At 69.2% G+C, this 19,933-nt stretch carries 38 protein-coding genes; all 38 read right to left on the bottom strand.

What is annotated here, in order from left to right:
• Positions 1-166: 166 nt before the first annotated feature.
• The 38 genes from ACFMRZ_RS36615 to ACFMRZ_RS36430 all read right to left on the bottom strand — a co-directional run bounded on the left by ACFMRZ_RS36615 (position 167) and on the right by ACFMRZ_RS36430 (position 19,886).
• On the bottom strand, positions 167-319 hold the full coding sequence (locus ACFMRZ_RS36615) for a hypothetical protein (RefSeq protein ID WP_400182716.1): 153 nt from the start codon (positions 317-319) through the stop codon (positions 167-169).
• 41 nt (positions 320-360) lie between these two features.
• Positions 361-879: a hypothetical protein gene (locus ACFMRZ_RS36610; protein ID WP_400182715.1), complete on the bottom strand. Its 519-nt coding sequence runs from the start codon at positions 877-879 to the stop codon at positions 361-363.
• A complete protein-coding gene (locus ACFMRZ_RS36605) occupies positions 866-1,018 on the bottom strand; it encodes a DUF6221 family protein (protein ID WP_400182714.1) in 153 nt (50 codons plus the stop codon). The genes ACFMRZ_RS36610 and ACFMRZ_RS36605 overlap by 14 nt, the downstream gene beginning before the upstream one ends.
• On the bottom strand, positions 1,015-1,458 hold the full coding sequence (locus tag ACFMRZ_RS36600) for a hypothetical protein (protein ID WP_400182713.1): 444 nt from the start codon (positions 1,456-1,458) through the stop codon (positions 1,015-1,017). The genes ACFMRZ_RS36605 and ACFMRZ_RS36600 overlap by 4 nt, the downstream gene beginning before the upstream one ends.
• Positions 1,455-2,399, bottom strand: a complete 945-nt coding sequence (locus ACFMRZ_RS36595; protein ID WP_400182712.1) for a hypothetical protein — start codon at positions 2,397-2,399, stop codon at positions 1,455-1,457. The genes ACFMRZ_RS36600 and ACFMRZ_RS36595 overlap by 4 nt, the downstream gene beginning before the upstream one ends.
• Before the next feature lie 173 nt (positions 2,400-2,572).
• Complete coding sequence (locus ACFMRZ_RS36590; RefSeq protein ID WP_400182711.1) at positions 2,573-3,385, bottom strand: DNA polymerase beta superfamily protein; 813 nt, start codon at positions 3,383-3,385, stop codon at positions 2,573-2,575.
• Between the two features lie 3 nt (positions 3,386-3,388).
• Positions 3,389-3,940 carry a hypothetical protein gene (locus ACFMRZ_RS36585; protein ID WP_400182710.1) on the bottom strand — a complete coding sequence of 184 codons (552 nt, stop codon included), beginning with the start codon at positions 3,938-3,940 and terminating at the stop codon, positions 3,389-3,391.
• Entirely contained in the window at positions 3,937-4,191 is a 255-nt protein-coding gene (locus ACFMRZ_RS36580) for a hypothetical protein (RefSeq protein WP_400182709.1), read from the bottom strand. Before ACFMRZ_RS36580 ends, ACFMRZ_RS36585 begins: the two co-directional genes overlap by 4 nt.
• A gap of 10 nt (positions 4,192-4,201) precedes the next feature.
• Positions 4,202-4,390 carry a hypothetical protein gene (locus ACFMRZ_RS36575; RefSeq protein WP_400182708.1) on the bottom strand — a complete coding sequence of 63 codons (189 nt, stop codon included), beginning with the start codon at positions 4,388-4,390 and terminating at the stop codon, positions 4,202-4,204.
• Positions 4,387-4,533 (bottom strand): hypothetical protein, encoded by a 147-nt coding sequence (locus ACFMRZ_RS36570; protein ID WP_400182707.1) that lies wholly within the window; start codon positions 4,531-4,533, stop codon positions 4,387-4,389. The genes ACFMRZ_RS36575 and ACFMRZ_RS36570 overlap by 4 nt, the downstream gene beginning before the upstream one ends.
• Positions 4,530-4,805, bottom strand: coding sequence for a hypothetical protein (locus ACFMRZ_RS36565; RefSeq protein WP_400182706.1), 276 nt, complete (start codon positions 4,803-4,805; stop codon positions 4,530-4,532). Before ACFMRZ_RS36565 ends, ACFMRZ_RS36570 begins: the two co-directional genes overlap by 4 nt.
• A complete protein-coding gene (locus ACFMRZ_RS36560; RefSeq protein ID WP_400182705.1) occupies positions 4,802-4,969 on the bottom strand; it encodes a hypothetical protein in 168 nt (55 codons plus the stop codon). The genes ACFMRZ_RS36565 and ACFMRZ_RS36560 overlap by 4 nt, the downstream gene beginning before the upstream one ends.
• A complete protein-coding gene (locus ACFMRZ_RS36555) occupies positions 4,969-5,418 on the bottom strand; it encodes a hypothetical protein (protein ID WP_400182704.1) in 450 nt (149 codons plus the stop codon). The genes ACFMRZ_RS36560 and ACFMRZ_RS36555 overlap by 1 nt, the downstream gene beginning before the upstream one ends.
• Positions 5,411-5,638 carry a hypothetical protein gene (locus ACFMRZ_RS36550; RefSeq protein WP_400182703.1) on the bottom strand — a complete coding sequence of 76 codons (228 nt, stop codon included), beginning with the start codon at positions 5,636-5,638 and terminating at the stop codon, positions 5,411-5,413. Before ACFMRZ_RS36550 ends, ACFMRZ_RS36555 begins: the two co-directional genes overlap by 8 nt.
• The gene (locus ACFMRZ_RS36545) at positions 5,631-6,077 is read right to left on the bottom strand and encodes an HNH endonuclease signature motif containing protein (protein ID WP_400182702.1); all 447 of its coding nucleotides are present in this window, start codon (positions 6,075-6,077) and stop codon (positions 5,631-5,633) included. The genes ACFMRZ_RS36550 and ACFMRZ_RS36545 overlap by 8 nt, the downstream gene beginning before the upstream one ends.
• Positions 6,064-6,456: a DUF4326 domain-containing protein gene (locus ACFMRZ_RS36540; RefSeq protein WP_400182701.1), complete on the bottom strand. Its 393-nt coding sequence runs from the start codon at positions 6,454-6,456 to the stop codon at positions 6,064-6,066. Before ACFMRZ_RS36540 ends, ACFMRZ_RS36545 begins: the two co-directional genes overlap by 14 nt.
• Positions 6,449-7,096, bottom strand: a complete 648-nt coding sequence (locus ACFMRZ_RS36535) for a hypothetical protein (RefSeq protein WP_400182700.1) — start codon at positions 7,094-7,096, stop codon at positions 6,449-6,451. Before ACFMRZ_RS36535 ends, ACFMRZ_RS36540 begins: the two co-directional genes overlap by 8 nt.
• Positions 7,089-7,796 carry a hypothetical protein gene (locus ACFMRZ_RS36530; protein ID WP_400182699.1) on the bottom strand — a complete coding sequence of 236 codons (708 nt, stop codon included), beginning with the start codon at positions 7,794-7,796 and terminating at the stop codon, positions 7,089-7,091. Before ACFMRZ_RS36530 ends, ACFMRZ_RS36535 begins: the two co-directional genes overlap by 8 nt.
• On the bottom strand, positions 7,789-8,268 hold the full coding sequence (locus ACFMRZ_RS36525; RefSeq protein WP_400182698.1) for a hypothetical protein: 480 nt from the start codon (positions 8,266-8,268) through the stop codon (positions 7,789-7,791). The genes ACFMRZ_RS36530 and ACFMRZ_RS36525 overlap by 8 nt, the downstream gene beginning before the upstream one ends.
• Positions 8,261-9,367, bottom strand: a complete 1,107-nt coding sequence (locus ACFMRZ_RS36520) for a hypothetical protein (protein ID WP_400182697.1) — start codon at positions 9,365-9,367, stop codon at positions 8,261-8,263. The genes ACFMRZ_RS36525 and ACFMRZ_RS36520 overlap by 8 nt, the downstream gene beginning before the upstream one ends.
• Complete coding sequence (locus ACFMRZ_RS36515) at positions 9,367-10,734, bottom strand: DNA-methyltransferase (protein ID WP_400182696.1); 1,368 nt, start codon at positions 10,732-10,734, stop codon at positions 9,367-9,369. The genes ACFMRZ_RS36520 and ACFMRZ_RS36515 overlap by 1 nt, the downstream gene beginning before the upstream one ends.
• Positions 10,731-11,735 (bottom strand): DNA-methyltransferase, encoded by a 1,005-nt coding sequence (locus ACFMRZ_RS36510; RefSeq protein WP_400182695.1) that lies wholly within the window; start codon positions 11,733-11,735, stop codon positions 10,731-10,733. Before ACFMRZ_RS36510 ends, ACFMRZ_RS36515 begins: the two co-directional genes overlap by 4 nt.
• Positions 11,735-13,291 (bottom strand): DNA cytosine methyltransferase, encoded by a 1,557-nt coding sequence (locus tag ACFMRZ_RS36505; protein WP_400182694.1) that lies wholly within the window; start codon positions 13,289-13,291, stop codon positions 11,735-11,737. The genes ACFMRZ_RS36510 and ACFMRZ_RS36505 overlap by 1 nt, the downstream gene beginning before the upstream one ends.
• On the bottom strand, positions 13,291-14,034 hold the full coding sequence (locus tag ACFMRZ_RS36500) for a hypothetical protein (RefSeq protein WP_400182693.1): 744 nt from the start codon (positions 14,032-14,034) through the stop codon (positions 13,291-13,293). The genes ACFMRZ_RS36505 and ACFMRZ_RS36500 overlap by 1 nt, the downstream gene beginning before the upstream one ends.
• Positions 14,031-14,543, bottom strand: a complete 513-nt coding sequence (locus ACFMRZ_RS36495; protein ID WP_400182692.1) for a hypothetical protein — start codon at positions 14,541-14,543, stop codon at positions 14,031-14,033. Before ACFMRZ_RS36495 ends, ACFMRZ_RS36500 begins: the two co-directional genes overlap by 4 nt.
• Entirely contained in the window at positions 14,540-14,800 is a 261-nt protein-coding gene (locus tag ACFMRZ_RS36490; RefSeq protein WP_400182691.1) for a hypothetical protein, read from the bottom strand. The genes ACFMRZ_RS36495 and ACFMRZ_RS36490 overlap by 4 nt, the downstream gene beginning before the upstream one ends.
• Positions 14,797-15,192: a hypothetical protein gene (locus ACFMRZ_RS36485; RefSeq protein ID WP_400182690.1), complete on the bottom strand. Its 396-nt coding sequence runs from the start codon at positions 15,190-15,192 to the stop codon at positions 14,797-14,799. The genes ACFMRZ_RS36490 and ACFMRZ_RS36485 overlap by 4 nt, the downstream gene beginning before the upstream one ends.
• A gap of 2 nt (positions 15,193-15,194) precedes the next feature.
• Positions 15,195-15,488 carry a hypothetical protein gene (locus ACFMRZ_RS36480; protein WP_400182689.1) on the bottom strand — a complete coding sequence of 98 codons (294 nt, stop codon included), beginning with the start codon at positions 15,486-15,488 and terminating at the stop codon, positions 15,195-15,197.
• Positions 15,485-16,678 (bottom strand): hypothetical protein, encoded by a 1,194-nt coding sequence (locus tag ACFMRZ_RS36475; protein WP_400182688.1) that lies wholly within the window; start codon positions 16,676-16,678, stop codon positions 15,485-15,487. The genes ACFMRZ_RS36480 and ACFMRZ_RS36475 overlap by 4 nt, the downstream gene beginning before the upstream one ends.
• Positions 16,675-17,574, bottom strand: a complete 900-nt coding sequence (locus ACFMRZ_RS36470) for a PD-(D/E)XK nuclease-like domain-containing protein (protein WP_400182687.1) — start codon at positions 17,572-17,574, stop codon at positions 16,675-16,677. The genes ACFMRZ_RS36475 and ACFMRZ_RS36470 overlap by 4 nt, the downstream gene beginning before the upstream one ends.
• Positions 17,571-18,128, bottom strand: coding sequence for a WhiB family transcriptional regulator (locus ACFMRZ_RS36465; RefSeq protein WP_400182686.1), 558 nt, complete (start codon positions 18,126-18,128; stop codon positions 17,571-17,573). The genes ACFMRZ_RS36470 and ACFMRZ_RS36465 overlap by 4 nt, the downstream gene beginning before the upstream one ends.
• Positions 18,129-18,302, bottom strand: a complete 174-nt coding sequence (locus tag ACFMRZ_RS36460; protein WP_400182685.1) for a hypothetical protein — start codon at positions 18,300-18,302, stop codon at positions 18,129-18,131.
• Complete coding sequence (locus ACFMRZ_RS36455; protein WP_400182684.1) at positions 18,302-18,634, bottom strand: helix-turn-helix domain-containing protein; 333 nt, start codon at positions 18,632-18,634, stop codon at positions 18,302-18,304. Before ACFMRZ_RS36455 ends, ACFMRZ_RS36460 begins: the two co-directional genes overlap by 1 nt.
• Positions 18,631-18,828 carry a hypothetical protein gene (locus ACFMRZ_RS36450; RefSeq protein WP_400182683.1) on the bottom strand — a complete coding sequence of 66 codons (198 nt, stop codon included), beginning with the start codon at positions 18,826-18,828 and terminating at the stop codon, positions 18,631-18,633. Before ACFMRZ_RS36450 ends, ACFMRZ_RS36455 begins: the two co-directional genes overlap by 4 nt.
• On the bottom strand, positions 18,825-19,097 hold the full coding sequence (locus ACFMRZ_RS36445; protein WP_400182682.1) for a hypothetical protein: 273 nt from the start codon (positions 19,095-19,097) through the stop codon (positions 18,825-18,827). The genes ACFMRZ_RS36450 and ACFMRZ_RS36445 overlap by 4 nt, the downstream gene beginning before the upstream one ends.
• Positions 19,094-19,255, bottom strand: a complete 162-nt coding sequence (locus ACFMRZ_RS36440) for a hypothetical protein (protein WP_400182681.1) — start codon at positions 19,253-19,255, stop codon at positions 19,094-19,096. Before ACFMRZ_RS36440 ends, ACFMRZ_RS36445 begins: the two co-directional genes overlap by 4 nt.
• Positions 19,252-19,590, bottom strand: coding sequence for a hypothetical protein (locus ACFMRZ_RS36435; RefSeq protein ID WP_400182680.1), 339 nt, complete (start codon positions 19,588-19,590; stop codon positions 19,252-19,254). The genes ACFMRZ_RS36440 and ACFMRZ_RS36435 overlap by 4 nt, the downstream gene beginning before the upstream one ends.
• Positions 19,587-19,886, bottom strand: a complete 300-nt coding sequence (locus tag ACFMRZ_RS36430; RefSeq protein WP_400182679.1) for a hypothetical protein — start codon at positions 19,884-19,886, stop codon at positions 19,587-19,589. The genes ACFMRZ_RS36435 and ACFMRZ_RS36430 overlap by 4 nt, the downstream gene beginning before the upstream one ends.
• Positions 19,887-19,933: the final 47 nt, after the last annotated feature.

Here is a 19,933-nt window from a genome sequence, read left to right as displayed (position 1 = left end):
GGGAGGGTGCTCGTTGGGTGCGCTTGCCGGGAAACGAGTAAACCGGTTTGACGCGCCTGCACGTACACGAAAACCGCTGCTCGCCCGGTTTTGGGGTCGGGTAGTCAGCAGCGGTTTGTAGTGCCACTGTACAGCAAATATCCAGACTGCTAGACAACTTGCCTGGTCACGGCGTGTCGGTGTCCGCGAAGAAGTCCACCTCGCCGGAGCCGAGGTCGAGCCATCCCGCATACTCGCCAGCGTCGATGATGGACAGATTGCCTACGTCGTTCTTGACCAGTGTGGCGTTCGGGTGGCGAGCCGCGACCTGCTCGGCCATCTCGCGCAGTCGCTCCGGCGTGATTGAGGGTCTGGGGCTGTTCACTGGTCCGCCGATCCGGGGTCGATGATCTCCATCGGGTATGTCCGCTCCTCCTCGCCGTGCCGCACGCGCATTACAGGCGGGTCGTCGCCATCCCGCTCGATCCTGACCACGTCACCCTCGGCGATCAGCACGCCACTGACGCGGTACCAGATCCCATCCATGCAGATCTGGTGCATCCACAACCCTCCAGCCGGTCGCCCTGGGTTGACTCGGAGGATCGGGAAGCCTTGGGGCACTTGCCCCGACGCGCTCCATCCGGGTCCGATCATGTCTCTGGGCCGACTAGTAAAGTCTTCGTAGACGCCGACATATGTCACCGGCCGTTGTTCTGCGCCAGCATCGCCGACACTCCAGTCGGCCAAGTGGTCGACGAACGCCCCGTCGGTGTTCGTTGCGTCCTCGTCGGGTCGCAGGTTCACATGGCCGTCGTACTCGCCCGACCGGATGCCCTCCTGCATCTGCCATTCGACCAGTTCGTCGATCGCGTCGAGTACGCGCTGCTCAGGGTTGGACATCGACTCGCCACTCCTCGCGATAGTCGGGGTGCGTGGACCAGATCCACGCCATGGCGCGCAGAGCCGCCGATTCGTCCGGGTGGTTGTTCGGATACTTGCAACTCGCCGCCCGGATCTCGACGGACTCGACGATGGTCATGCCGCTGATCCTCCCTGGTTCCGGCGCGACCCGTACCACGACGCGGTCAGTCCGGATGGCGCATAGCCTCTGATCTCGGTGACATGCCATCCCAGTCGATCCCCGGCGTTCACGACCACTCCGGCCGTAAAGCGGGCGACCAGCGATCCGGTGGGCAACAACAGTGATCGTGTGTCCGGAAAGCTCGATGCCATCACGCACTGGCCGTTGACGCGGGTTTCGATCGTGAGCACGCCGGGTACACGCGGCTCGAACACGGTGAACATCACCTCGTGGATGGTTCCGGGATACCGCACCAGGATGCCGTCGAGCAGCAGTTCGTTCGGGCCGAGCAGCAGGTTGCCGGACGCGATGACCAGTTCGCCTCTTTGGTCGGCCTTGTCGACGCGGTCTTCGAATTCCTGGAGATGTTGTGCGACCTCGATGGGATCGGTGATCATGCTGCGCTGCCTTCCTTCTCGCGCCCGGCCAGCGCGAGCACATCCCCGAGCCGGTACACGCGTACGTCCGCGCCGCTGATTGGATGGTTGGTGATGCGCGTGCCGTATCCGTTGCGGTGCGCCCACCCGCGCGGTTCGATCTTCCGCTCTCGCGCCCACCGGTACAGCGTGGTTTTCGCCACCGGCGTGGCGAATGCCGCTGCGAGGCCGACGATCTCGTACAGCGTGTATAGCCTCTTGCTGGCGTTCGCGATCGCCCCGGCCTTGAGATCAGCGACCTCGTACTGCGTGCGGCAGCGACGGCATCGCGTGTAGGTGGCACCCAGCTCGGCGCGCAGCTCTTGCCCGCACGCCTCGCCGTCCGTCGCCTTCTGCGCGCACAGCCCGAGGTATTGGCGGTCGAGCGGCCAGATCACGCAACTGAGCGCCCTGATCGCCCCGTCGACGTCCCGCGCTAATTCGGCGGCGGCTTCGTGCCGGGCGATCTCGCGCCGATGGTGCGCCAGCCACACAGCGGACTGTTCGAGCGGTGACGCGGCGGCACCGAGGGCGGCAGCATCCGGCCGGTTCGCGGGTCGCAGAGCGAGCCGCCGGTCTTGGGTGAGCTGCACGAGGTACGCAATGTGCACGGCGGGGGTGACCCCGAGGTCCTCGGCGATGACGCGCGCCCACCCGATCACCGTGGTTTCGAGGCGTTGTACCGCGCTCTCGCCGGGCAGGCGGCTGGAGTTGGTGATCCGGATCGGGAGCGGCGGTTCGGCGGGCCGGGAACCGACTGCGGCGGGCCCGGTGCGGCCGAGACCGGCGCGGGTGATGGTCAGCTCGTAGATCAGGGCGGGGACCTTGAGCAGCTGGCCGCACAGCGCGTCGACGCAGTCGCGGCACAGGGCGGCGTTCCCGGCGAGCGGCCGGGAACACTCGGTGCACTGGATGTCGGTCACAGGAACCCACGCCTCTGCGTTCGCCCGCACTTCTCGCAACGCCGTTCCTGCATTTCGCCCTCCTTGCGGATGCCCCGATTCGTGACCCACTCGGCGGCGAAGACCTGCCATTTCGACCATTTGTGTATGTGGATCACATCAGCCCCCGTTCTTGCCAGGTGAGGTGATAGGTGTCAGTGAGCCACCAGTTCGATTGCCCTGCGGTCGGGTTGTGCAGGCAAGTCGGCTGTGGCGGCGAGGGTGTTCAGCTCATCGAGCAGGCCGGCCGCTCGATCGAGCGCTTCCTCTTTGGTGTGCTCGCCGCGGCGCAGTGCCCGCAGCCACGTGCGCTCGGGCTCGGGCATCGGCAACGTGATGCGGCCGGTGGTGAGCAGCTCGACGCCTTGCAGGCCGAGCCGGATCATGTGGTACGCGAATTTCGTGTCGAACCCGTACAGCGCGACCAACTCGGGCCGGTTGGTGTGCTTCTTGGATTTCAGGCCGAGCAGTTGGTCGCGCTGCGAGACGAGATACCCACCGAATCGGGCGGCGACCTGCCGGGACAGGAACCGTTCGGGGTGGGCTTGGAGATCGCGGCCGACCGCGGTGCTCTCGACGATCTCGTGCTCGGGCACGAACAGCAGCAGCAGGACTGTGGGATTGCCGGCCGCGGCGAGGCGCGCCCACTTCCGCAGGCTGTAGATGACGAGGTCGAGGTCGCCGGTGCCGGATCGGACACCTTCGGGCTGGGTGCGCCACTGGAACTGCTCGAATTTGCTGAGGCCGATGACGTACTCGGGTGGCTCGATGCACACGCCCATCTCGTCGCGGTCGTCGTCGCCGGTGGTGACGCCGTGCAGGCCGCTGCCGACCTGTGCGCGGAGGACGGTGCCCGCACGGGCGATCTCCTCGAACTTCAGTCCGCCATGCGGGGTGGCGTGGCGGCGGTCCGGCAGGAACGGGTTCGGCGACATCCGCAGGTTGCGCAGGTTCGAGATTTCGGTCATCGGCTATGCCTCCGTGGGGATTCGGATCGTGTCGAGGGCGGCGAGGTGCGTCTTGGGCATCGGGTCGTCGATCGGGCGGCCGAGCAGGCGGCAGCCGATGGCGGCGAGCACGACGGCGTCGGCGGTGTCGTTGCCGGTGATGGCGATGTCGGCGTATCGGCGCACCGCGGCCGCCAGCACCGCGTCTTTGCCCGCGTTGCCCTTGCCGGTGGCGTATTTCGCGCGCAGATTGGGTCCGACCGGCAGCACCGTGCATCCGCTGCCGACGAGCCTGTCGTGCACCATCCACCACAGGCCGGATCGGTCGTGCTGGGATCCGGTGGTGCGCGAGTAGGCGGGTGCCTCGAGGACGACGAACGCACCTGGGGTGATGGCGGCACGGACTCGGAGGACGAGGTCGCCGAGGCGGCGATAGCGTGACTCCCACGGCGCGTCCGCCTTGCCGCTGGATTCGATGGTCGCGCACCAGGGCCGTCCGGTGCCGATGACGGCGATGCCGGTCGAGGTGAGCGACAGGTCGAGTCCGACGATGTCGGCGTGCTCGCGGCCGGTCACGGCAGCCTCACGATGTCGACCATGTCGGCGAACGTGTCGTACAGCGCACCGCACTTCGGGCAGGCGAGCTGCCGGTACCGCCGCAGGGCTTGCCGGTAGCGGGCTTCGTAGGCGGCGCTGCAATACGTGCACAGAACGGTGTGCATGCAGCCACCGTGAAAAGTCCACTCGAACGTGGCGGGTGTGCGGTGGCCGCGCATCAGGCAGGCCATGCATGGGGTCGGGAAATCGAGGTGCTCGATGTCGGTCACGGTTCGCACCTCAGCCATTGAGCACCTCGCGCAGGTCCTTGCCATACGGGACGAACACGACGCGGCCACCGATACCGGTGGCGTTCGCTGCGCGCAAGGCTTCGATCTCATTGGCGTACGGGGTGGCCATGACGATGCCCTCGTGCGGGTAGTGGTTGGCGTGGATCCACACGCCCTCGGGCTGGTCGTACGGCGTCACGCTCCCCACCCCTCCCGCATGAGCACGACGCCACTGTCGCCCGGCTGGACGTCAAGCCGCAGCACGGGCGCGTCGATGCGGGCGGGCGCGGGGGCCTGGCCGACGGGATAGTGCAGGGCGAGGGCGAGCAGGACGGCGATCAACGGTTTCTCCTCATCAGGGATGCGATCTGCGGACGGCGACGGGCGATTGAAGTGACCTCGGCGAGGCCGGGGCCGCGCGCGAGCTGGTCGAGGTAGGCGTTGAACATGCGGCTCACCTCGGCGCGGACGCGCTTGATCTCGGCCATGTCCTCGCCGGTCCATGCCGGGTCGCGGTCGAGGATCGCGATGCAGTACTGCTCGGAGACGCCGTGCCGCAGGCGCTCGTGCACGATTCGCGTTGCGGCGGAACGGATTTCAGCTGGTGTCTTCACGCGATCACCTCGGCGCGATCGGCTGCGTCGAGCTGGCGCAGGTAGGCGTGCGTCCGGGCGGCGTGCGGGCCGTTGCGCAGCGGGGTGCCGTCCGGGCGGAAGCACGGCGTGCGCCGGGCGGCACCGCAGTACGGGCAGCGGGTGAAGGCGATGTCGGCGCGCATCAGCGGCCACCATCCGGGCTGGCCGCGTAGTCGACCTTCCAGTCGGGCACCGGGATGACGATGACGGGCAGCTGGAGCAGCGCCCAGTCGAACGGCTCGCCGTTGCCGAACAGCACGCCCTGGCCGCTGTGGTGGCGACAGGCGACCGTGCCGACGGCGGACCGGACGACGGTGCCGGCCGGGACAGCGTCCAGCTCCTCGGCGGTCTCGATGCGGCGCGGGGAGGGCGGCAGCAGGTCGCCGAGGTCGTCGGCGATCCGCTGAGCTTTGCGGATGGCCTCGTTCTTGCGCTTGTGCTCGTCGCCTGCTTGCTCCCACGTGGGAGCCGTGCCGCCCCAGCCGTTGTACTGGGCGATTTTGTCGTAGGCCCGCCGCCAGCGATCGAAGTCGGCGCGGGCGAGGCGCTCGACGACCGTCGCGCGCAGCGGGTCGGTGGTCGGTTCAGGCATCCGGGTTCTCCTGTTCGGCCCGCTGGGCGGCGGCGCGGCGGGATGGGTGGACGTTGGTGCTCTCGTAGCGGGTGCCGTCGGCGACCCGGAACGTGCAGGGCTGGCCGATGGGTGCCTGACACGGCTCGTAGGGGCAGGCGACGGTCGCGATGGCGTGCGTGCGCTCGGCGGCCTGGGTCTGGCCGAGGCGCGGGCGGGGCAAGGGGACGTAGTCAGGCATCGGCTGCGCGCTTTCGTTCGCGGTAGGCCGCTGCATGGCCGGATTGGCAGGTCCGGCAGACGCGATGCCCGCGGCGATCGATGTAGACGTTCGCACCGAACAACTCGTGGTCTCTCTTGCAGAACTTCTTGGCCCTGTGGCGAGCGCGGGTTACCTCCGGGCAGACGCCGCGCACCGTGTTCTCCCGGTCCGTGACGGGCTCCAGGTGCGCAGGATTCACGCAGTGCCGCACTCGGCAAAGGTGATCGAGAACTTTGCCCTCAGGGATTTCGCCGCGAGCGATTCGATACAGGACACGGTGCGCCCAGTCGGCTCGCTTCCCATCCCACGCTCGGCCGTACCCGCTGGCCGTCCGGCAGCCTGACCATTCCCAGCAGCCTGTGGATTCGTTGATGGCGATCTTTGCCGCGAGCCTCTCTGGCAGTTCAGTCGTCTGCATTTGCTATCTCCAGTAAGACGGTTGCGTGGCACGGGGAATCGAGCGGGCACCAGCAGGCGAGGTCGTGGCCGCGCAGCGGTGCCAGCCACTTCCGCAGCCGGTCGGGCTCATCGCGCTGGCGGACGTCCATGAGCACCCGGAACTTGTAGACCACCTCGCCGATGTGGATCGGTTGGCTCGACGTGATGTAGGCGTAGATCGGTTCGTCGCGGCTGAGACGGCCCCAGTTGGCGCGCACCACATTCCAGGCGGGACCAACGATGTGGTGCTCGCGGTAGAGCCGGAACGGGTTGCCCCACCGTGACGGCCGGGCGACGACGATTGCGCCCTCGGGCTTGCGCCATCCGGCGGTGCGGCGCAGCTGGATTCGCTCAGGCACGGTTCGCCTCCTGGGCCAAGATGTCCTGCGCGGTGCGGCCGTTGACGCGGATCGTGGGTGCGACGCGGCGGGCGATGTCGAGCGCGGTGTCGAGGTCGAACCGGAACCGGGCCAGCCACTCCTCGGTGCGCTCGGACGGGATGGATTCCCAGTCCCATTCGCCGTCGATGTCGTAGCAGCGCTTCATCCGGCGCACCGCCCACCGCCCGCGTCCGGCGTACTCGACGAAAACAGACCACACGCACAGGTCGTCGTGGTCTTCGGGCAGGCACGAGACGGTGTAGGTGGTGGCGCGGACGGCTGCGCCGGTCGTTGATTCCGGGCTCGATATTTTCGCGGCGTTCGTTAAGGTCGCACCGTTCCGCAGCAGGTCAGCGGCGGCGTCCAGCCGTTCGGTGATACCCCGCTTCCGCGCCTCCCACTCGTGCCACCGCCACGACGGGAGGGCCAGCCAGGAGACGTCGTCGCGGTGCTTGCGCACCAACTGGGCGGCAGTGCACAGCGCAGCGATCTCGACTTCGAGGGCCTTCCGGTGCTCGTCGTGCGCGTTGGTGAGGTACTCGCCGCGGAGGTCGGCGTAGGCGTCGATCAGGTCGGCGAGGGCGGCCTCGATCTGCTCGATGGGGGTCGGGTCAGGCATCGAACACCTCGATCGCGGCGATAGCCAGCGCGGCGGCCCTGACGAGATGCTCTCGACGTGCCGGGACGTCCGCGAGCGCCTTCTCGCATGCGCTGGCCGCGAGCTGCGTCAGGATGCGGCTGTTGGGCGGTCGGCTTGAGGCGGTGTCGGCGTATCCGGACATGGCAGCTACCCGTTCGGCCCGGATCTCGTCGTATACGTCTCGCTCACGGTCCGGCGCGTGATCTTGCGTGCCGATTCCCGGGGCTGTGTGGCCCGTAGGCGGCTCGGCGTGCACCTCCCGGAGTTCGTACACGGCGTACCCGGGGTGGCGGCTGTGCAGCGCCTGCTCGGCCGGGCGGTGGTCGGGCCACACCTCGCCGTCGACCCACATCGTGCCGTCCGGATGACGGCGGGCGAGCACGTACCCGGCGAGCACTTGGGCGTCGACGACGCCGTCGCCGAACTCGATTCGGGCGCCGACGGACTCGACAGCCTGCCGGACGAGGGCACCGAGCAGGGCAGGGAGGTTCTCCGGGTAGCCGTCGAGGCGGCTCAGGGCGTCGCCGATAGCGGTGTCCTCGGCGAGCTGCTGCTCGGCATCGCGACGTAGCCGGTCGAGTCCGTCGATGCCGTAGCCGTTGTTCCAGCGATGTTCGGCCATCCCGCGCACGAGGTCGATGGCGGCGAGTTTGGCTGCGGCGGTGGGGATCTCACGCATGTCTGGCCGCCTCGGTGTCGGCGGGGATCTCGGTGATGCGTTCGGCGAGAAGCACGATCGAGACGAGCAGCATGCCGCCCGTGCCCACCACGATGGCGGCGCCGGGCTCGAGGATGTGCCAGCGCAGCGGTTGCTCCTCGATGGTGAGTTCGCCGCGGGCGTCGATGGTGGCGCGCTCGGCGATGACCGTGATGGCGACTTCTGCCGGCTGGCCGTCGGGGACGGGTGCGACCCAGACGTGCTCGGCGATGTCCCAGGGCAGGCGCTCGCCGTCGATGGTGATGGTGCGCTGGCCGCGGTCGACGACGATGCGCTCGGCGAGGTGCTTCGGGGTGGGCTGGCCGGGCTGCGCGAGACGCTGGCGGGCGGCCAGCAGTTCAGCGGCGAGTTCGCGCGTCAACGAGTGGTGTCCGCCTTTGCTGATCCGGCGCAGGTCGTAGTCGGTGAGTGGGGCGGGGGTCTGGTCAGGCATGGGCGCGGTTCTCCTCGGTGGTGTCGGTGGTCTGGTGGTCGCATTCGGTGCCGTCGGCGAGCAGGCTGGTGCCGCGGCAGCGCTTGCACAGGGCGGCTCGGGCTCGGGCAACGCCGCGGGCGGCCCGGGCGAGCCGGTCTGGGTCGTGATCGCAGATGGCGCCCCCGGGCAGTTCGCCGTCGTCGTCGCACATGCCGCATCCGGCGATGGCTCGGGCGCGGTCATCGGCGGCAGTGCGGGCGGCGTCGGATTTGGCGCGGGCCTCGGCTCGTCGTTGCGCGGCTTCGGCTTCGGCGCGCTGTGCCGCAGTGGCTTCGTAGCGCTTGCGGCGGTCGGCGCATGCCCGGCAGTTGTCGGGGGTGCCGCCGGGGTGGCGGTCGCAGAACGGGGTTGCGGGGATTTCTTCGAGGGTGGGGGGTTCCTCGCGCGTGTGCGCGTCGGGCGCGGGCGTGCGCGCGACCCCCCCAAGGTGACCAACTACGGGGGTTTCACCTACACCCTCACCTTCACCCTCACCGCAGTGATCGGAATGGGATTCGGATGGCATCCCGTTTTCGGGGTGGGATTCGGATGCGTTCGGGATCGTATTCGAATGGGATTCCGATGGGTTTACGTCGGCATTCGAATCCGGTTCCGGTGTGGCCGTGACGGGTTCGGAGTCGGTCTCCGATGGGTCCAGGATTTCGGCGACTCGGGCGGCCTCGGCAGACCGGATCCGGCGCAACTCGACGGCTAGGGCGCGGCGGATCAGACCCGACTCGACGGCCTCGGCCATCTTCAAGGCGTTCTTGAAGATGTACTTGTGCGCCATGCCGCCGTCGTTGCGGATGAACGACCGGATCAGCACTTCCTCGCTGTCGGTGTCGACGATGATGAACGAGGCGTCGACCAGCACGGCCAGGTCGCGGGTAAGTTCCTCGCGGGTGAGGTCGTCGCAGCCCTTCCCCCACTTGGACAGCATCAGCGGCAGCACGCCGGCGTTGTTGACGTTCGGCTGACTGAGCAACTGGATATAGAGCGCCTGCGCGGTGCGGGGCAGGGCGCGAAAGTCCTTGTCCTGCCAGATCTTGCACAGCACCCGGCCGTGATCACGCGCCACTAGGGCACCTCCTTGCTGAGTTCGGCGCCGTCGAAGTCGAGCCCGAGCACGATCGGCTTACTCAGCCGGGCCCGGATCAACGGCAGATAGGTCGCCTCGCGCTCGATGGCGATGCAGCGCTTGCGCTCCAGCACGCACGCCTCGGCCGTCGTGCCACTGCCCGCGAACGGGTCCAGTACGACGCCGCCGGGTGGCGTGACCAGGCGAACGAGCCACCGCATCAGCGAAAGCGGTTTCACAGTGGGGTGACGAACTCCATCCACTTCCGGGCGTTCGTTGGCGGCGGCCTTCGCGGTGTAGAAGAAGCGCGCGCCGTCGAGACCGGCGGCCGATGCCACGTCGAGCACGACGTTCGGGGGCCAGCGGCCCTTGCTCGCGTCGAAATCGGCTGACTCGCTGGGGTTCCCGTACGTGGACACCTTCGATCGGCGAGCTGCGGCTAGCCCGTACTCGGTGCGTTCGCGGCCGTCGATCCGGCACCCGTCAATGTTCAGCGCGCCGGTGCCGTGCTCGGTGACGTTCTGCGCCACCGTGCCCGCCAGCGGTTTGCGTGCGACGACGATCGGTTCGTGCGCGGGTTTCAGTGCGGTGCCCCAGCCTTCCCAACGCCGGGCGGAAGCCGTGACTGCGGTGCCGTCTTTCGCCGACGTGCCTGTCCAGCCTCGGCCGTCGGTCCATGATTCGGCCATGCCGGGGCGTGTCCGGTGTTCGGCGTCGGGTCGCTGGATCCACGCCTCGCCGGGGGTGCCCTTGCGGCCGTTGAGGCGCCGCACTTCAGCGTCCATCGCGTCGCCGAATCCGATGAGTTGGCGCAGCTTCCCCCATTGCTCCCAGGTCGGCACCTCGGCCACCTTGTTGTTGGGCTGGGCAACCCAGTGGTTCGCCATACCGTCGAACCCGAACAATGCATCCATCTGACGGTTGGTTACGCCCGCGCGGTCGCGCTGTGCGCGAAGCCATCCCGTCACTCGGAGCACGTCGACACGGTCGTCGCGTTGCCGGTCGATCGCCTTGGCGACGTCGAGCGATTTCGGGAACCCGTTGCCGTACAGCCACGCGATCGAATCGCGCAGCTCGAATCCGGCATCCTCGATCGCGCAGGCGAGCCGGTGCCATGTGCGGGCGCCGCCGAAGGCGAGCAGGTGGCCGCCGGGCCTGAGCACGCGCAAGCATTCGTGCGCCCAGGATGCACACCATTGTTGGAACTGGCCGGGCTCGTGGGTGTCCCACTCGGCGCCCATGAATCCCAGCGAGTACGGCGGGTCGGTCACGACGGCATCGACGGATGCGTCGGCGATCTCGGCCAGCACCTCGAGGCAGTCGCCCGCATAGACGGTGACCGAGTCGTCGGCGAACCAGGGCGTCATCCGCCCACCCCCTCGAAATCGAGGCCGGGTTGCCGCAGGCGCGTCCGCATCGACAGCTCGAGGTACTCCTCGGATAGCTCGATACCGATGTACCGGCGGCCGTGTCGGGCTGCCGCGAGACCCGTCGTGCCAGAACCGCTGAACGGGTCGAGCACGGTCCCACCCGGCTTGCATCCGGCCTGTACGCACCGCTCGGCCAATTCCAGTGGCATGACCGCGAAATGCGCCTCGGCGAACGGCTGCGCCGAGATCGGCCACACAGAGCGAGAATTGCGGCCGCCCCTGCCTGGGCGGGAGTGGACGCCTGCCGAGTTGTTGTTGCCAGGTTGGCCCGTGGTGGCGGCCCGATCGGCCTGTGCGGCGTACACCTTGGCGTAGCGCTGGTTGTGCGCCTCCTGTTTCGGGTCGGATTCCTCACGGATCGCATCAGCGTCATACCAGTAGCGGGGGCTCTTGGTGAGCAGGAAAACATGCTCGTGTGCACGGGTGGGTCGATCGGTCACGGCTTCCGGCATGAAGTTCCGTTTGGCCCAGATGATCTCGGAGCGCAGAATCCACCCATCACCCTGGAGAGCGAACGCGACGCGCCACGGGATGCCGAGCAGGTTCTTCGGCGGCAGTCCGCTGTCCGGCACCGCCGCGCGACGGCCGCGCCGAGACTCCTGTACGCGTTGCTTCGTGTCGGCGGTGCCGTCGCGGTTCGTGTTCGGCTGGTTCGCGTTGGCCGATGTGCTGTTGTAACTGTCGCCGAGGTTGAGCCACATCACGCCGTCGTCGGCGAGCACGCGCCGCAGCTCGCCGAACAGCACACGCAGCCGCTCGACGTATTCGGCGGGCGATGCCTCGAGACCGAGCTGCCCGTCGACGCCGTAGTCGCGCAGCCCGTAGTACGGCGGGCTCGTCACGATGCAGTCGACGGATCCCGGCGGCAGCTCGCGCGCTACCGCCAGGGCGTCACCGTGGTACAGGGTGGCGCTGTCGTCGGCGAACCAGGGCGTCATCAGCGCACCCCCAGCGATTCGGCTACGACGCCGACGAGGTCCCGCGCGGCGGGCGGGGTGACGGCGTTGCCCGCCATCCGCACCTGCTCGCGGCGGTTGCCGAGCACGACGTACTCGCGCGGGAAGTCCATCGCCGCGACGATCTCGCGGGGTTCGAGCATCCGGAACCGGACATCGTCGATGTCGATCGCTGGGCCCATCGCGATGCCGTCGGTCTCGCAGGTGGTGCGCGTCGGGATCGGCTCGTCGGTGCTGGTCGCCTTCTCCCGCCAGGTGCCGCCGGACGGGGTGATGAGGCCGTGCCGGTCGACGGTCGTGCACGTGGGCAGCGGGTTGGCAGCGGGCACGGTGGCGCCGTTGCCGTAGTAGGTGGTGACGAGCCCGTGGTGGTTACCGGAGGCGGTGACGGTGCACAGCGGGTCGGACACCGGGCGGTGGTTGGATCCGCCGCCACGCAACTCGGCGATGAACGCCGGTGGCGGCGAACACAACCCGTGATTCGCGCCATCGGCGACGACGGTCGTCAGCGGATCCCGGGCCGGATCCAGATCCCGGACACGGTCACGGAACTGAGTCAGGAACGCCATGCCGGTCTCGTTGCGGGTCGACATCGTCCGCAGCGGCACACCGACCGGCCGGGCCTGCTTGCCCTCAACCGGCACCGCGAGCGCGGCCGCCGTCCAGTACTTCGCGATACCGGCCTGGATCCGGGCCATGGTCTTGACCGCCAGCGGCTTCGGCCGGTCACCGATCCGGACACCGAGGTCGGACCAATCGATGATGTCGGCGGCGGGCCGGACCGCGGGGTCGAGGATCCGGTTCCGGCACTGCACGTTCGGGCACCGGTAGACGTACTGCGTGCGGAACCGCGCGACCCGCGAGGCGTCCGGCTTGAACGCCTGCATCGCCAGCACCGGACCGCACTCCGGGCAGATCGCGGGCGGCCGGGTGACGCGCTCGATGTCCGGCCGGCGGTCACCACGCCGCCAGAACACCACGTACAGGCGGTCGCGGCTCTGGGGCGCACCCCGGCCGAACAGCTGGGCGTGCATCGAATTCAGGTAGACGACCTGGTGCTCGTAGCCCATCGCGTCCATCGTCGACAGCCACGACCGGAACAGCGTGCCCTTCTCCGGTGACCACTCCGGTGCCCACTCGACCGCCTCGGCCACATTCTCGACGATGATCGCCTTGTAGCCGTGCGCCTCGGCGAACCGCGGCACATCCCACATCGTGGCCCGGGATCGCTCGGCCGCCGCGTCCGGCAACGGCTCGTCGTCGAACAGGGTCGCGGGCTTGAGCTTCTTCTGCCCCTTCGCCCGCGAGTGGTTCGTGCATTCCGGCGACGCCCACAGAATGTCGGTGGTCGGGAAGTACCGCGGGTTGACCTGGGACAGGTCGGCGCACAGGTGGTCGGTGGTCGGATGGTTCGTGTTGTGGGTCTCTACGGCGAGATCCCAATGGTTCGAGGCGATCCGGACCGAGATACCGGGCACCTGGATCGCGCCGGTCGACGAACCGCCGGCGCCGCAGAACAAATCCGTGACGGTGAGCATCAGCCCGTCACCTCCCGGTTGACCGTGGCCGCCAGCCGCGCGCACAGCCCCAGCTCGATGTACGCCGCGTCGTGCCGCCCACCGCCGACCGGCCGCGGCAGGTACCGCCACGCCTGGTCGATCGCTTCGGTACACGCGATGAGGTTGGTCGCGCTCCACCACTGTTGCCAGCGCCGTGCCTTCGCCCGCCGGACGAGGTCGGTGCCCCACGCGAGCGCGGCCTCGGGTGATGCGAGGCAGAACCATTCGGTGAGATCGGCGAGGCCGCGCAGTGGCGAGCCAGCGGGCAGGCTGGTGATCGGGTCGTCGGGCACGGCAGCCCAGTAGGTGGGCATGCCGGTGATCAGCCCCTCGCCGCTGATCCCGTAGTCCGGTGCCGCCGCCTCGCCGGGCATCCCGGCACCGCGCGGGCGGGCAGGGTCGGCGATGAGCGCGCAGGCGAGCACGTCGAGGTCGGGGTACCGGCCGAGGCCGATGTCGGATGCCAGTGATCCGGCGATGTAGGCGCCCTGGCTGTACCCGCCGATGACGGCGCGGTGCGGGGTGGCGCGCACGGCGGCGGCCAGTGCTCGGCGGCCGACGTGCACCGATTCGATGTAGGAGGTGTGCGTGCCGTAGTCGGCGGGGTACGGGACGGCCTGGAACTGGAAACGTTCCGGGTCGAGGTGCCGGGCGAACTCCAGCGAGACGCCGTCGGGCGTCTGGCCGAAGCCCGTGCCGCACAGCCAGGCGACGGTGATCACGATGCGACCCCCGCCCGCTCGTGTGCCGCCCTGAGGCAGCCCGCACACTCCACGAGGTCATTGATCAGGTGGCGTTCGGTCGACCACAGTCCGCCCTCGGCCCGGCCGCACAGCGACGAGACGTACTCGGACCGCCGCCTGATCACGTAGCTGTCCTTCTCGATCACCAGCGGGACGAGATGCAGCACGCGGCCGTCGTGCTTCACCGCCCACGAATGGCCCTCGACCTCAGGGCGGGGCGCCACACCGTAGCGCGGTGTGTGCGGGCACTTGTCCGAGATCCGGACCTCGCTGCGGCGCTTCATCTCCACGCGGAAACCGCGCTGCTCGTCCCGCTTCCTGACGGCCTTCGTCCGCGCGAAGCTGTCCCACGCCTGGCCCTCGGTCGCGGCGTGGTCCGGGTCCGCCACCGACCAGGCGCATTCACATCCGCACGGCGCGATGTACGCCCACATGCACTCGCGAGCCGGGACGGGTTCCCCGCCGATCTCGTAGTAGATCGCGGTCACGACTCACCGCCGGCGAACAGCCCGGTCTCGTGCCGATGGTCGAATTCGGCGGCGATCTCGCGCAGCCCGTCGGCGAGGTCGGCGAAGGTCGGGCCGCCCGGTACGACGTGCACGTGCGCGCGCAGTTCGTCGGGCCGGGCGGGGTCGGCACCGAGAAGGATGGTGGCCGAGGCGAATTCGGCCACCTCCTCGCGGTCGCGCTGTTCCTCGGCGAGGTCCTCGCGGGTACGGATGAAATGCGGTTCGACGGTCGTCATGACTTGCCCTCGCCGTCCGCTGCGCCGTCCCCGCGTTCCTTGTCGGCTTGGCCGCCGGGCAGGATCTCGCCGGTGTGCGGGTCGAGGCCCTTGAACGCGATGGTGATCTCGTCCTCGAGTTCGATGGGCAGCACGGTGTCGCCGCTGCGCCGTTCCAGCGCGCGGCGTACGAGGCGTTCGGCGGTGGGCAGGTCGTCGCGGTCGACGATTTCGACGCGCCGGATCCGCAGGGTCGCGACCGCGGAGCCGGTGTCGGCGTCGGTGGTGACCTGTTTCGTGTCGAGGATGACGAGCGCGACGTGCTGGCGGTGCGGGTGCTCGACCGCGGCGGCGGCGATCAGGTCGAGGCCGTTGCGGTCGCCGCCGGGCAGGCGCGGGGAAAGCTTCGGCATAGTCAGGCTCCTTCGGTGGTGTCGAGGCCCAGCAGGCGCCGGGCGGCTTCGCGGGCGGGCCGGAGTTCGGCGTCGCTGTTGAGCACGCCCATGCGGCCGGTGGCGTTGAGCGCGTTGGCGATGCGCTGCTGCTCGACCAGCTCGCCGAGGCGGGCCTCGATAGCGAGCAGGGCGTGCGCGGTGGCTTCGGCAGCGAGGGGCACGAATGCGGCGTCGTCTGCCCCGGTGTTCCGCAAGAGGTCCAGAGAGTCCAGCGATTCCAGCGCCGAGGCGCGATGCTGGTCGGCGGTGCTCACTGATCGCCGCCTTCGCCCTCGATGGGCAGCTGCTCGGCCTGATCGCTCTCGGCGGGCGGGTTCTCGAGGAAGTCGATCAGCTCGGACGCTTCCCGCTTGGTCAGCTCCTTGGAGCTGGCGAACGCACGCTTGAACTGCTCGCCGAGGTAGTGGAGTTTGTCGGCGCGCTCGGTGGCGCCGAGCTGGTCGAGCAGCACGTTCAGCTTGCGCACTTGCGCTTGCGTCGCCATCGGCTCGGCCTCGCCCGGCGGTTCGGCATCGTTTTCCGCGGCGGGCTGTTCGGGTTCGCCCGGGGCGGCGGACTGCGAGTTGTCCGGTTCCGCACCGGAATTCGAGGCGGGCTCGGCCGGGGCGCGTCGTGCCCGACCAGCCTTCGTCACGTCCTCGACGGTGATGCCGGTGTCGGCGGGTGTCGTGTCGAACTCGTTGTCGATCGTGGTCTCGCTGCGCTTGATCGACTGGTAGATGACACCGAGCTGCCCGACGTCGTGACCGCTCCAATCGTTCGCTGACCGGCCGAGCTTCGCTTCGAGCTGGGCTGTGGTCACGCCGAGTTGATCGAACAGCCGGATCGCGTCGGCGACACGTTGCGCGAGCGGTCGCCCGCCGCCGCTCTCGATCGTGGCGTCGCAGTTGCTTTTCGCCTCCTCGACGAACCAGTTGGGGAGGATGGCGAGGATCTGCTCGCGCAGTCGGCGGGCGCCGGCGTTGGCGTTGTTCTCGTAGATGTCACGGGTCTCGGTGAGTTTCCTCGCGCCCTGCTTGGTGTCGCGGACGTGCGGCACGATGAACGTCGTCGAGGCGCGGGCGTTGGTCTGCATGTCCCAGGCGTGGGCGAGCATCTCGGACTCGCCCTTGGTGTCGTCGCGGCGCAGTTCTTTCAGCCCGTAGTCGAGGTTGCCCCAGCAGCGGGCGAGTTCGCGGGCGAGATGGATGGAGACGCCGGTGACGTTCTCGCTGCCGCGGCGGTACCGGTAGTACGCCTTCTCGGCGACGCTGGTCTGCGCGGTGGCGTCCCGCATTTCCTCGACGGCGAGTGCCTTGTTGCGGGGCCGCTGCTGCGCGACGAGCACGGCGGCCTGGACTTCGGCCACGGCGCGGGATTGTTCGATCGCGGTGGCCTGTGACAGGTCGGTGCGGGACACGGCGGCCGTCGGGGCGAGTGGTTGGTAGCGGGCGGGTGCGGTCACGAAAGCAGCTCCTGTGCTCGGTAGCGAATGAAGGTGGGGATCGAGACGGAATGGATGGCGTGGCTGTCGTCGGGCCACACGCCGGAGGCGACGCATTCGGCGTAGGTGCGGATCGCCATGCGGTTGAGGTCGTGGCCGAGTGCGACGTCGTCGGGCTCGATCTGCACGACAGTGATCCGATACGGCGGCGTCTTGCACTGGAAGACGAACAGGAAGGCGGGGTCGTCGGCGACGCCGAGGGACCGCAGGCCGTCGGTATAGAACGGGTGCTGGCAGTAATAACCGAACTCGCCGATCGCCTTGGCCGCCGCGCCTGGTCCGCTGCCCTTGCTGGTCTTGTAGTCGACGACCACCGCCCGCCCGCGCAGGCTGGTGTACCAGTCCATCCGGAGGCGCAGGCGCACACCGGTTTCGGCGTCGTCCCACCACCCGGACAGTTCGGCCTCGCCCTCGCCGAACAGTGCCCCGGCGAGGTCGTGTTCGAGGACGACCTTCGCCATGGCGCGGGCGGCGGCGTCCTGCTTGGGCAGCAGCGGCACCTTGCCCGCGGCGTAGGCGGCGGCGCGAGCTTCCTTCGCGGCCTTGGTCTGCCAGCTGTCGGCGTCGACGACTTCGATCTCGGCGCCCTCGCCGAGCACATACAGGTGCGCGGCGTGGCCTTCGTCGTATTCGGTCTTCGGCGGGCGGCCGTGCAGCTGCTCGTGCCGGAACTCGCTGGGGCTGCGGAAGATGATCGACCGCGCGCCCGACGACGACAGCGAGCCCGTGTCACGCTGGTAGGTGGTGTCGGGGATGCCGGCATACAGGCCGGGCGCGGTGGGCACCTTGTTGCGGTGCCGCACGCAATCGCACTCGGCGACGTGCAGGTCGGTGGTCGGACAGATGTCGAGGCTCATGCCGCCCCCTGGACATCTTCGACGAGGGCGGCGATCCGGGCCGCGGTGTCCTGGCGTACCCACGTCTGCGTCCGGATCGCGAACACGGCCTTGGCGTCGTGCAGCCCGGCGCGCTGGCTGATCTCCTTGCACGAGAATCGCTTGCGCAGCACCTCGATCTGCTGCCAGACCGGGCCCGCCGGGACGAGCCCTTGCTGGCAGTTCGGGCACTTGGTCGCGGCCCGCCAGCTGCCGAACGTCCGGCCGCAGTCGGCGCAGGTAATTTCTCGGAATCCGCCGGACGCGGTCGTCCCCGGCACCGGGCGGCCGAGCCACCGGTGCAACGCCCGCCAGTCCTCGGCGTTGGCGGCGAAGAATCCGGCGACGATCGCGTGCCGCTCGTGCCCGTCGGCGGCGGCCTCGCCGCACTCGCGGCGCACCGGGCATTTGGACCGGCAGATGAAGATCGCGCGCTGCGCGGCACCGTCGGTGCGGTGGTGCGGGAACCACAGGTCGGGCTCGGCGTGGCCGCGGCACTTGGCGCGTAACCGCCACTCGGCGTTGAGAGACTCCATCTACGCGCCCCCCTCGTCCTCGCCCGGCAGCAGGCCGAGCATCGCGAGCAGCGCGCGGCAGTCGTCGGTGCCAGTGGCGTAACCGGCGACCACGATGCTCGCCGCGCGTTCGGTCTCGGCGGGCAGCTCCGCGAGCACCATCTCGCCGTCGCCGAGGCTGTCGTAGGTGGACATCAGCGCATCGCCTCCATCCGGCGCCGCGCGGCGATGGTCCCTATCCGCCCGCGCCCGGTGGGGGTGCGCGCGAAGTGGGCGACCCGATGCCTGGCCTCGGTCCGCAGCAGATGCACGGGCACCCCGACGATTTCGGCGAGGGACTCGGCCTCGGCCTCGGAGACGTCGCGGTGCCCGCGCTCGATCTTGCTCACGGTGCCCTGCGGCCACTGGTGGCCGCAGGTCCGCATTCGCATGATGACGTCGTATTGCCGCATGCCCAGCGCCTTACGGGCGGCGGCGAGGTTGCGCGCGAACCGCTGCTCGGCGGTCAGCGGCGGCCGGCCCCTCACAGCCCCACCGCCCGGTCTCGTGCGCGGTCGACCGCGTAGTCGATGCCGTCGCCGGTGCGCGGGCCGTCCTCGAGCCGCACCCCGGCGGCCGGGTCGTCGGCGACGCAGCGCGCGCCACCGCACGCCGGGCAGGGGTCCTCGCCGCCGGGGGCGCGGCCGGTGCCGTCGCAGTCGCCGCAGTCGATCATGATCACGACGCATCACCGCCCATGAAGCGGACCCACAGGCACCCGTCGCTGACAGCGGCTTCGAACTCGCCGGCAGGGAACCCCGTCTTGCGGCCGCCGTTGATGTCGTTCCGGTACGTGTAGCAGGTGGCCTCGCCGATCGGCGTCGGCCACTTCCCCCATCGACGCGGATTCGCCCGGAGGGCATCGCCGAACGCCTTGGCGGCGTTGGACTTCCAGTTCCCCGCCTCTCCCACCGGAATCGGCAACTCGTCGACAAACTCGATCTCGCTCACCACGCCCCCTTGACCAGGTTGCGCAGCCGCTCGGCCCCCTCGGGGTCGGCCACGGCCATCTCGTCGGCGAACTCGAGCACGTTCTTCGCCAGCTCGGCGCACTTCGCTTCGGCCTCGGCGCGGCCGGGCAGGTAGACCACACCGGTCGAGGCGGTCACCGCTCCGACTCCGTTCCGGTTGCGTTCTCGCTGTCGCCGTCGCCACCGAGCGCCCACGCCACGAGTTCGACTCGGACAGCGACGCCGATCTCGCCGAAGGTCGGGGCGTCGCCGAGCGCGCCCGGTTCGAGCGTCACCTCGACCTTGTACTGCGTCATGATCTCGGTGCGCGCCCTGAACTCGTCCGCCAAACCGAGTCGGCCCGCTTCCTCAATGCCCTCGGCCAATGCCTCCTCGGCCCCGGCGTGGTCGAACTGAAGAGGGAAATCCTTGTACGACGCCAGCTCGCCGTTGGGCAGGCGGAGAACCCGATGGGTGGATACCTGCACGGTCATGCCCGCACCGCCTCGGGCACCAGCGGCACCATCGCGCGCAGCATGACCGCCGCGTCGGACAGTCCGGCGCAATCGAATTCGGCGGCAAGGAATTTCAGCCGCCCGGGAGCGTCGAGCTGGAGCCGGTTGCCGATGGCCCGGCCGAGGTGCAGGTGCGCCGACTCGGCGTGCGCCGGGTGCAGGTGCAGGGTCAGGTCGGGGCCGAGGGTGAGCGCGTACTGCTGGTGGGTTTCCAGCCACAGCGCGCCGACCGAGGTGACCTCGGCCGTGGTGGTGATCCAGGAATTCCGAATCATTGGGTAGACTTCCTTCCGGTTCTCTCGATGCGGCCCGGCGAGTTGGT

The organism is Nocardia sp. N2S4-5 (assembly GCF_044628355.1).
Taxonomy (GTDB): domain Bacteria; phylum Actinomycetota; class Actinomycetes; order Mycobacteriales; family Mycobacteriaceae; genus Nocardia; species Nocardia wallacei_B.
This window is presented reverse-complemented; position numbering and strand designations above follow the sequence as displayed.

Bases quoted from the DNA above. Each gene is read 5' to 3' on its own strand.
- ACFMRZ_RS36560 (WP_400182705.1), bottom strand. From the start codon at position 4,969: ATGCGCGCCGACATCGCCTTCACCCGCTGCCCGTACTGCGGTGCCGCC.
- ACFMRZ_RS36550 (WP_400182703.1), bottom strand. From the start codon at position 5,638: ATGCCTGACTACGTCCCCTTGCCCCGCCCGCGCCTCGGCCAGACCCAG.
- ACFMRZ_RS36535 (WP_400182700.1), bottom strand. From the start codon at position 7,096: ATGCCTGACCCGACCCCCATCGAGCAGATCGAGGCCGCCCTCGCCGAC.
- ACFMRZ_RS36610 (WP_400182715.1), bottom strand. From the start codon at position 879: ATGTCCAACCCTGAGCAGCGCGTACTCGACGCGATCGACGAACTGGTC.
- ACFMRZ_RS36470 (WP_400182687.1), bottom strand. From the start codon at position 17,574: ATGAGCCTCGACATCTGTCCGACCACCGACCTGCACGTCGCCGAGTGC.
- ACFMRZ_RS36430 (WP_400182679.1), bottom strand. From the start codon at position 19,886: ATGATTCGGAATTCCTGGATCACCACCACGGCCGAGGTCACCTCGGTC.
- ACFMRZ_RS36530 (WP_400182699.1), bottom strand. From the start codon at position 7,796: ATGCGTGAGATCCCCACCGCCGCAGCCAAACTCGCCGCCATCGACCTC.
- ACFMRZ_RS36545 (WP_400182702.1), bottom strand. From the start codon at position 6,077: ATGCAGACGACTGAACTGCCAGAGAGGCTCGCGGCAAAGATCGCCATC.
- ACFMRZ_RS36515 (WP_400182696.1), bottom strand. From the start codon at position 10,734: ATGACGCCCTGGTTCGCCGACGACTCGGTCACCGTCTATGCGGGCGAC.
- ACFMRZ_RS36525 (WP_400182698.1), bottom strand. From the start codon at position 8,268: ATGCCTGACCAGACCCCCGCCCCACTCACCGACTACGACCTGCGCCGG.
- ACFMRZ_RS36505 (WP_400182694.1), bottom strand. From the start codon at position 13,291: ATGCTCACCGTCACGGATTTGTTCTGCGGCGCCGGCGGTTCGTCGACC.
- ACFMRZ_RS36460 (WP_400182685.1), bottom strand. From the start codon at position 18,302: ATGTCCACCTACGACAGCCTCGGCGACGGCGAGATGGTGCTCGCGGAG.
- ACFMRZ_RS36590 (WP_400182711.1), bottom strand. From the start codon at position 3,385: ATGACCGAAATCTCGAACCTGCGCAACCTGCGGATGTCGCCGAACCCG.
- ACFMRZ_RS36465 (WP_400182686.1), bottom strand. From the start codon at position 18,128: ATGGAGTCTCTCAACGCCGAGTGGCGGTTACGCGCCAAGTGCCGCGGC.
- ACFMRZ_RS36555 (WP_400182704.1), bottom strand. From the start codon at position 5,418: ATGCCTGAACCGACCACCGACCCGCTGCGCGCGACGGTCGTCGAGCGC.
- ACFMRZ_RS36615 (WP_400182716.1), bottom strand. From the start codon at position 319: ATGGCCGAGCAGGTCGCGGCTCGCCACCCGAACGCCACACTGGTCAAG.
- ACFMRZ_RS36435 (WP_400182680.1), bottom strand. From the start codon at position 19,590: ATGACCGTGCAGGTATCCACCCATCGGGTTCTCCGCCTGCCCAACGGC.
- ACFMRZ_RS36605 (WP_400182714.1), bottom strand. From the start codon at position 1,018: ATGACCATCGTCGAGTCCGTCGAGATCCGGGCGGCGAGTTGCAAGTAT.
- ACFMRZ_RS36510 (WP_400182695.1), bottom strand. From the start codon at position 11,735: ATGACGCCCTGGTTCGCCGACGACAGCGCCACCCTGTACCACGGTGAC.
- ACFMRZ_RS36490 (WP_400182691.1), bottom strand. From the start codon at position 14,800: ATGACGACCGTCGAACCGCATTTCATCCGTACCCGCGAGGACCTCGCC.
- ACFMRZ_RS36600 (WP_400182713.1), bottom strand. From the start codon at position 1,458: ATGATCACCGATCCCATCGAGGTCGCACAACATCTCCAGGAATTCGAA.
- ACFMRZ_RS36485 (WP_400182690.1), bottom strand. From the start codon at position 15,192: ATGCCGAAGCTTTCCCCGCGCCTGCCCGGCGGCGACCGCAACGGCCTC.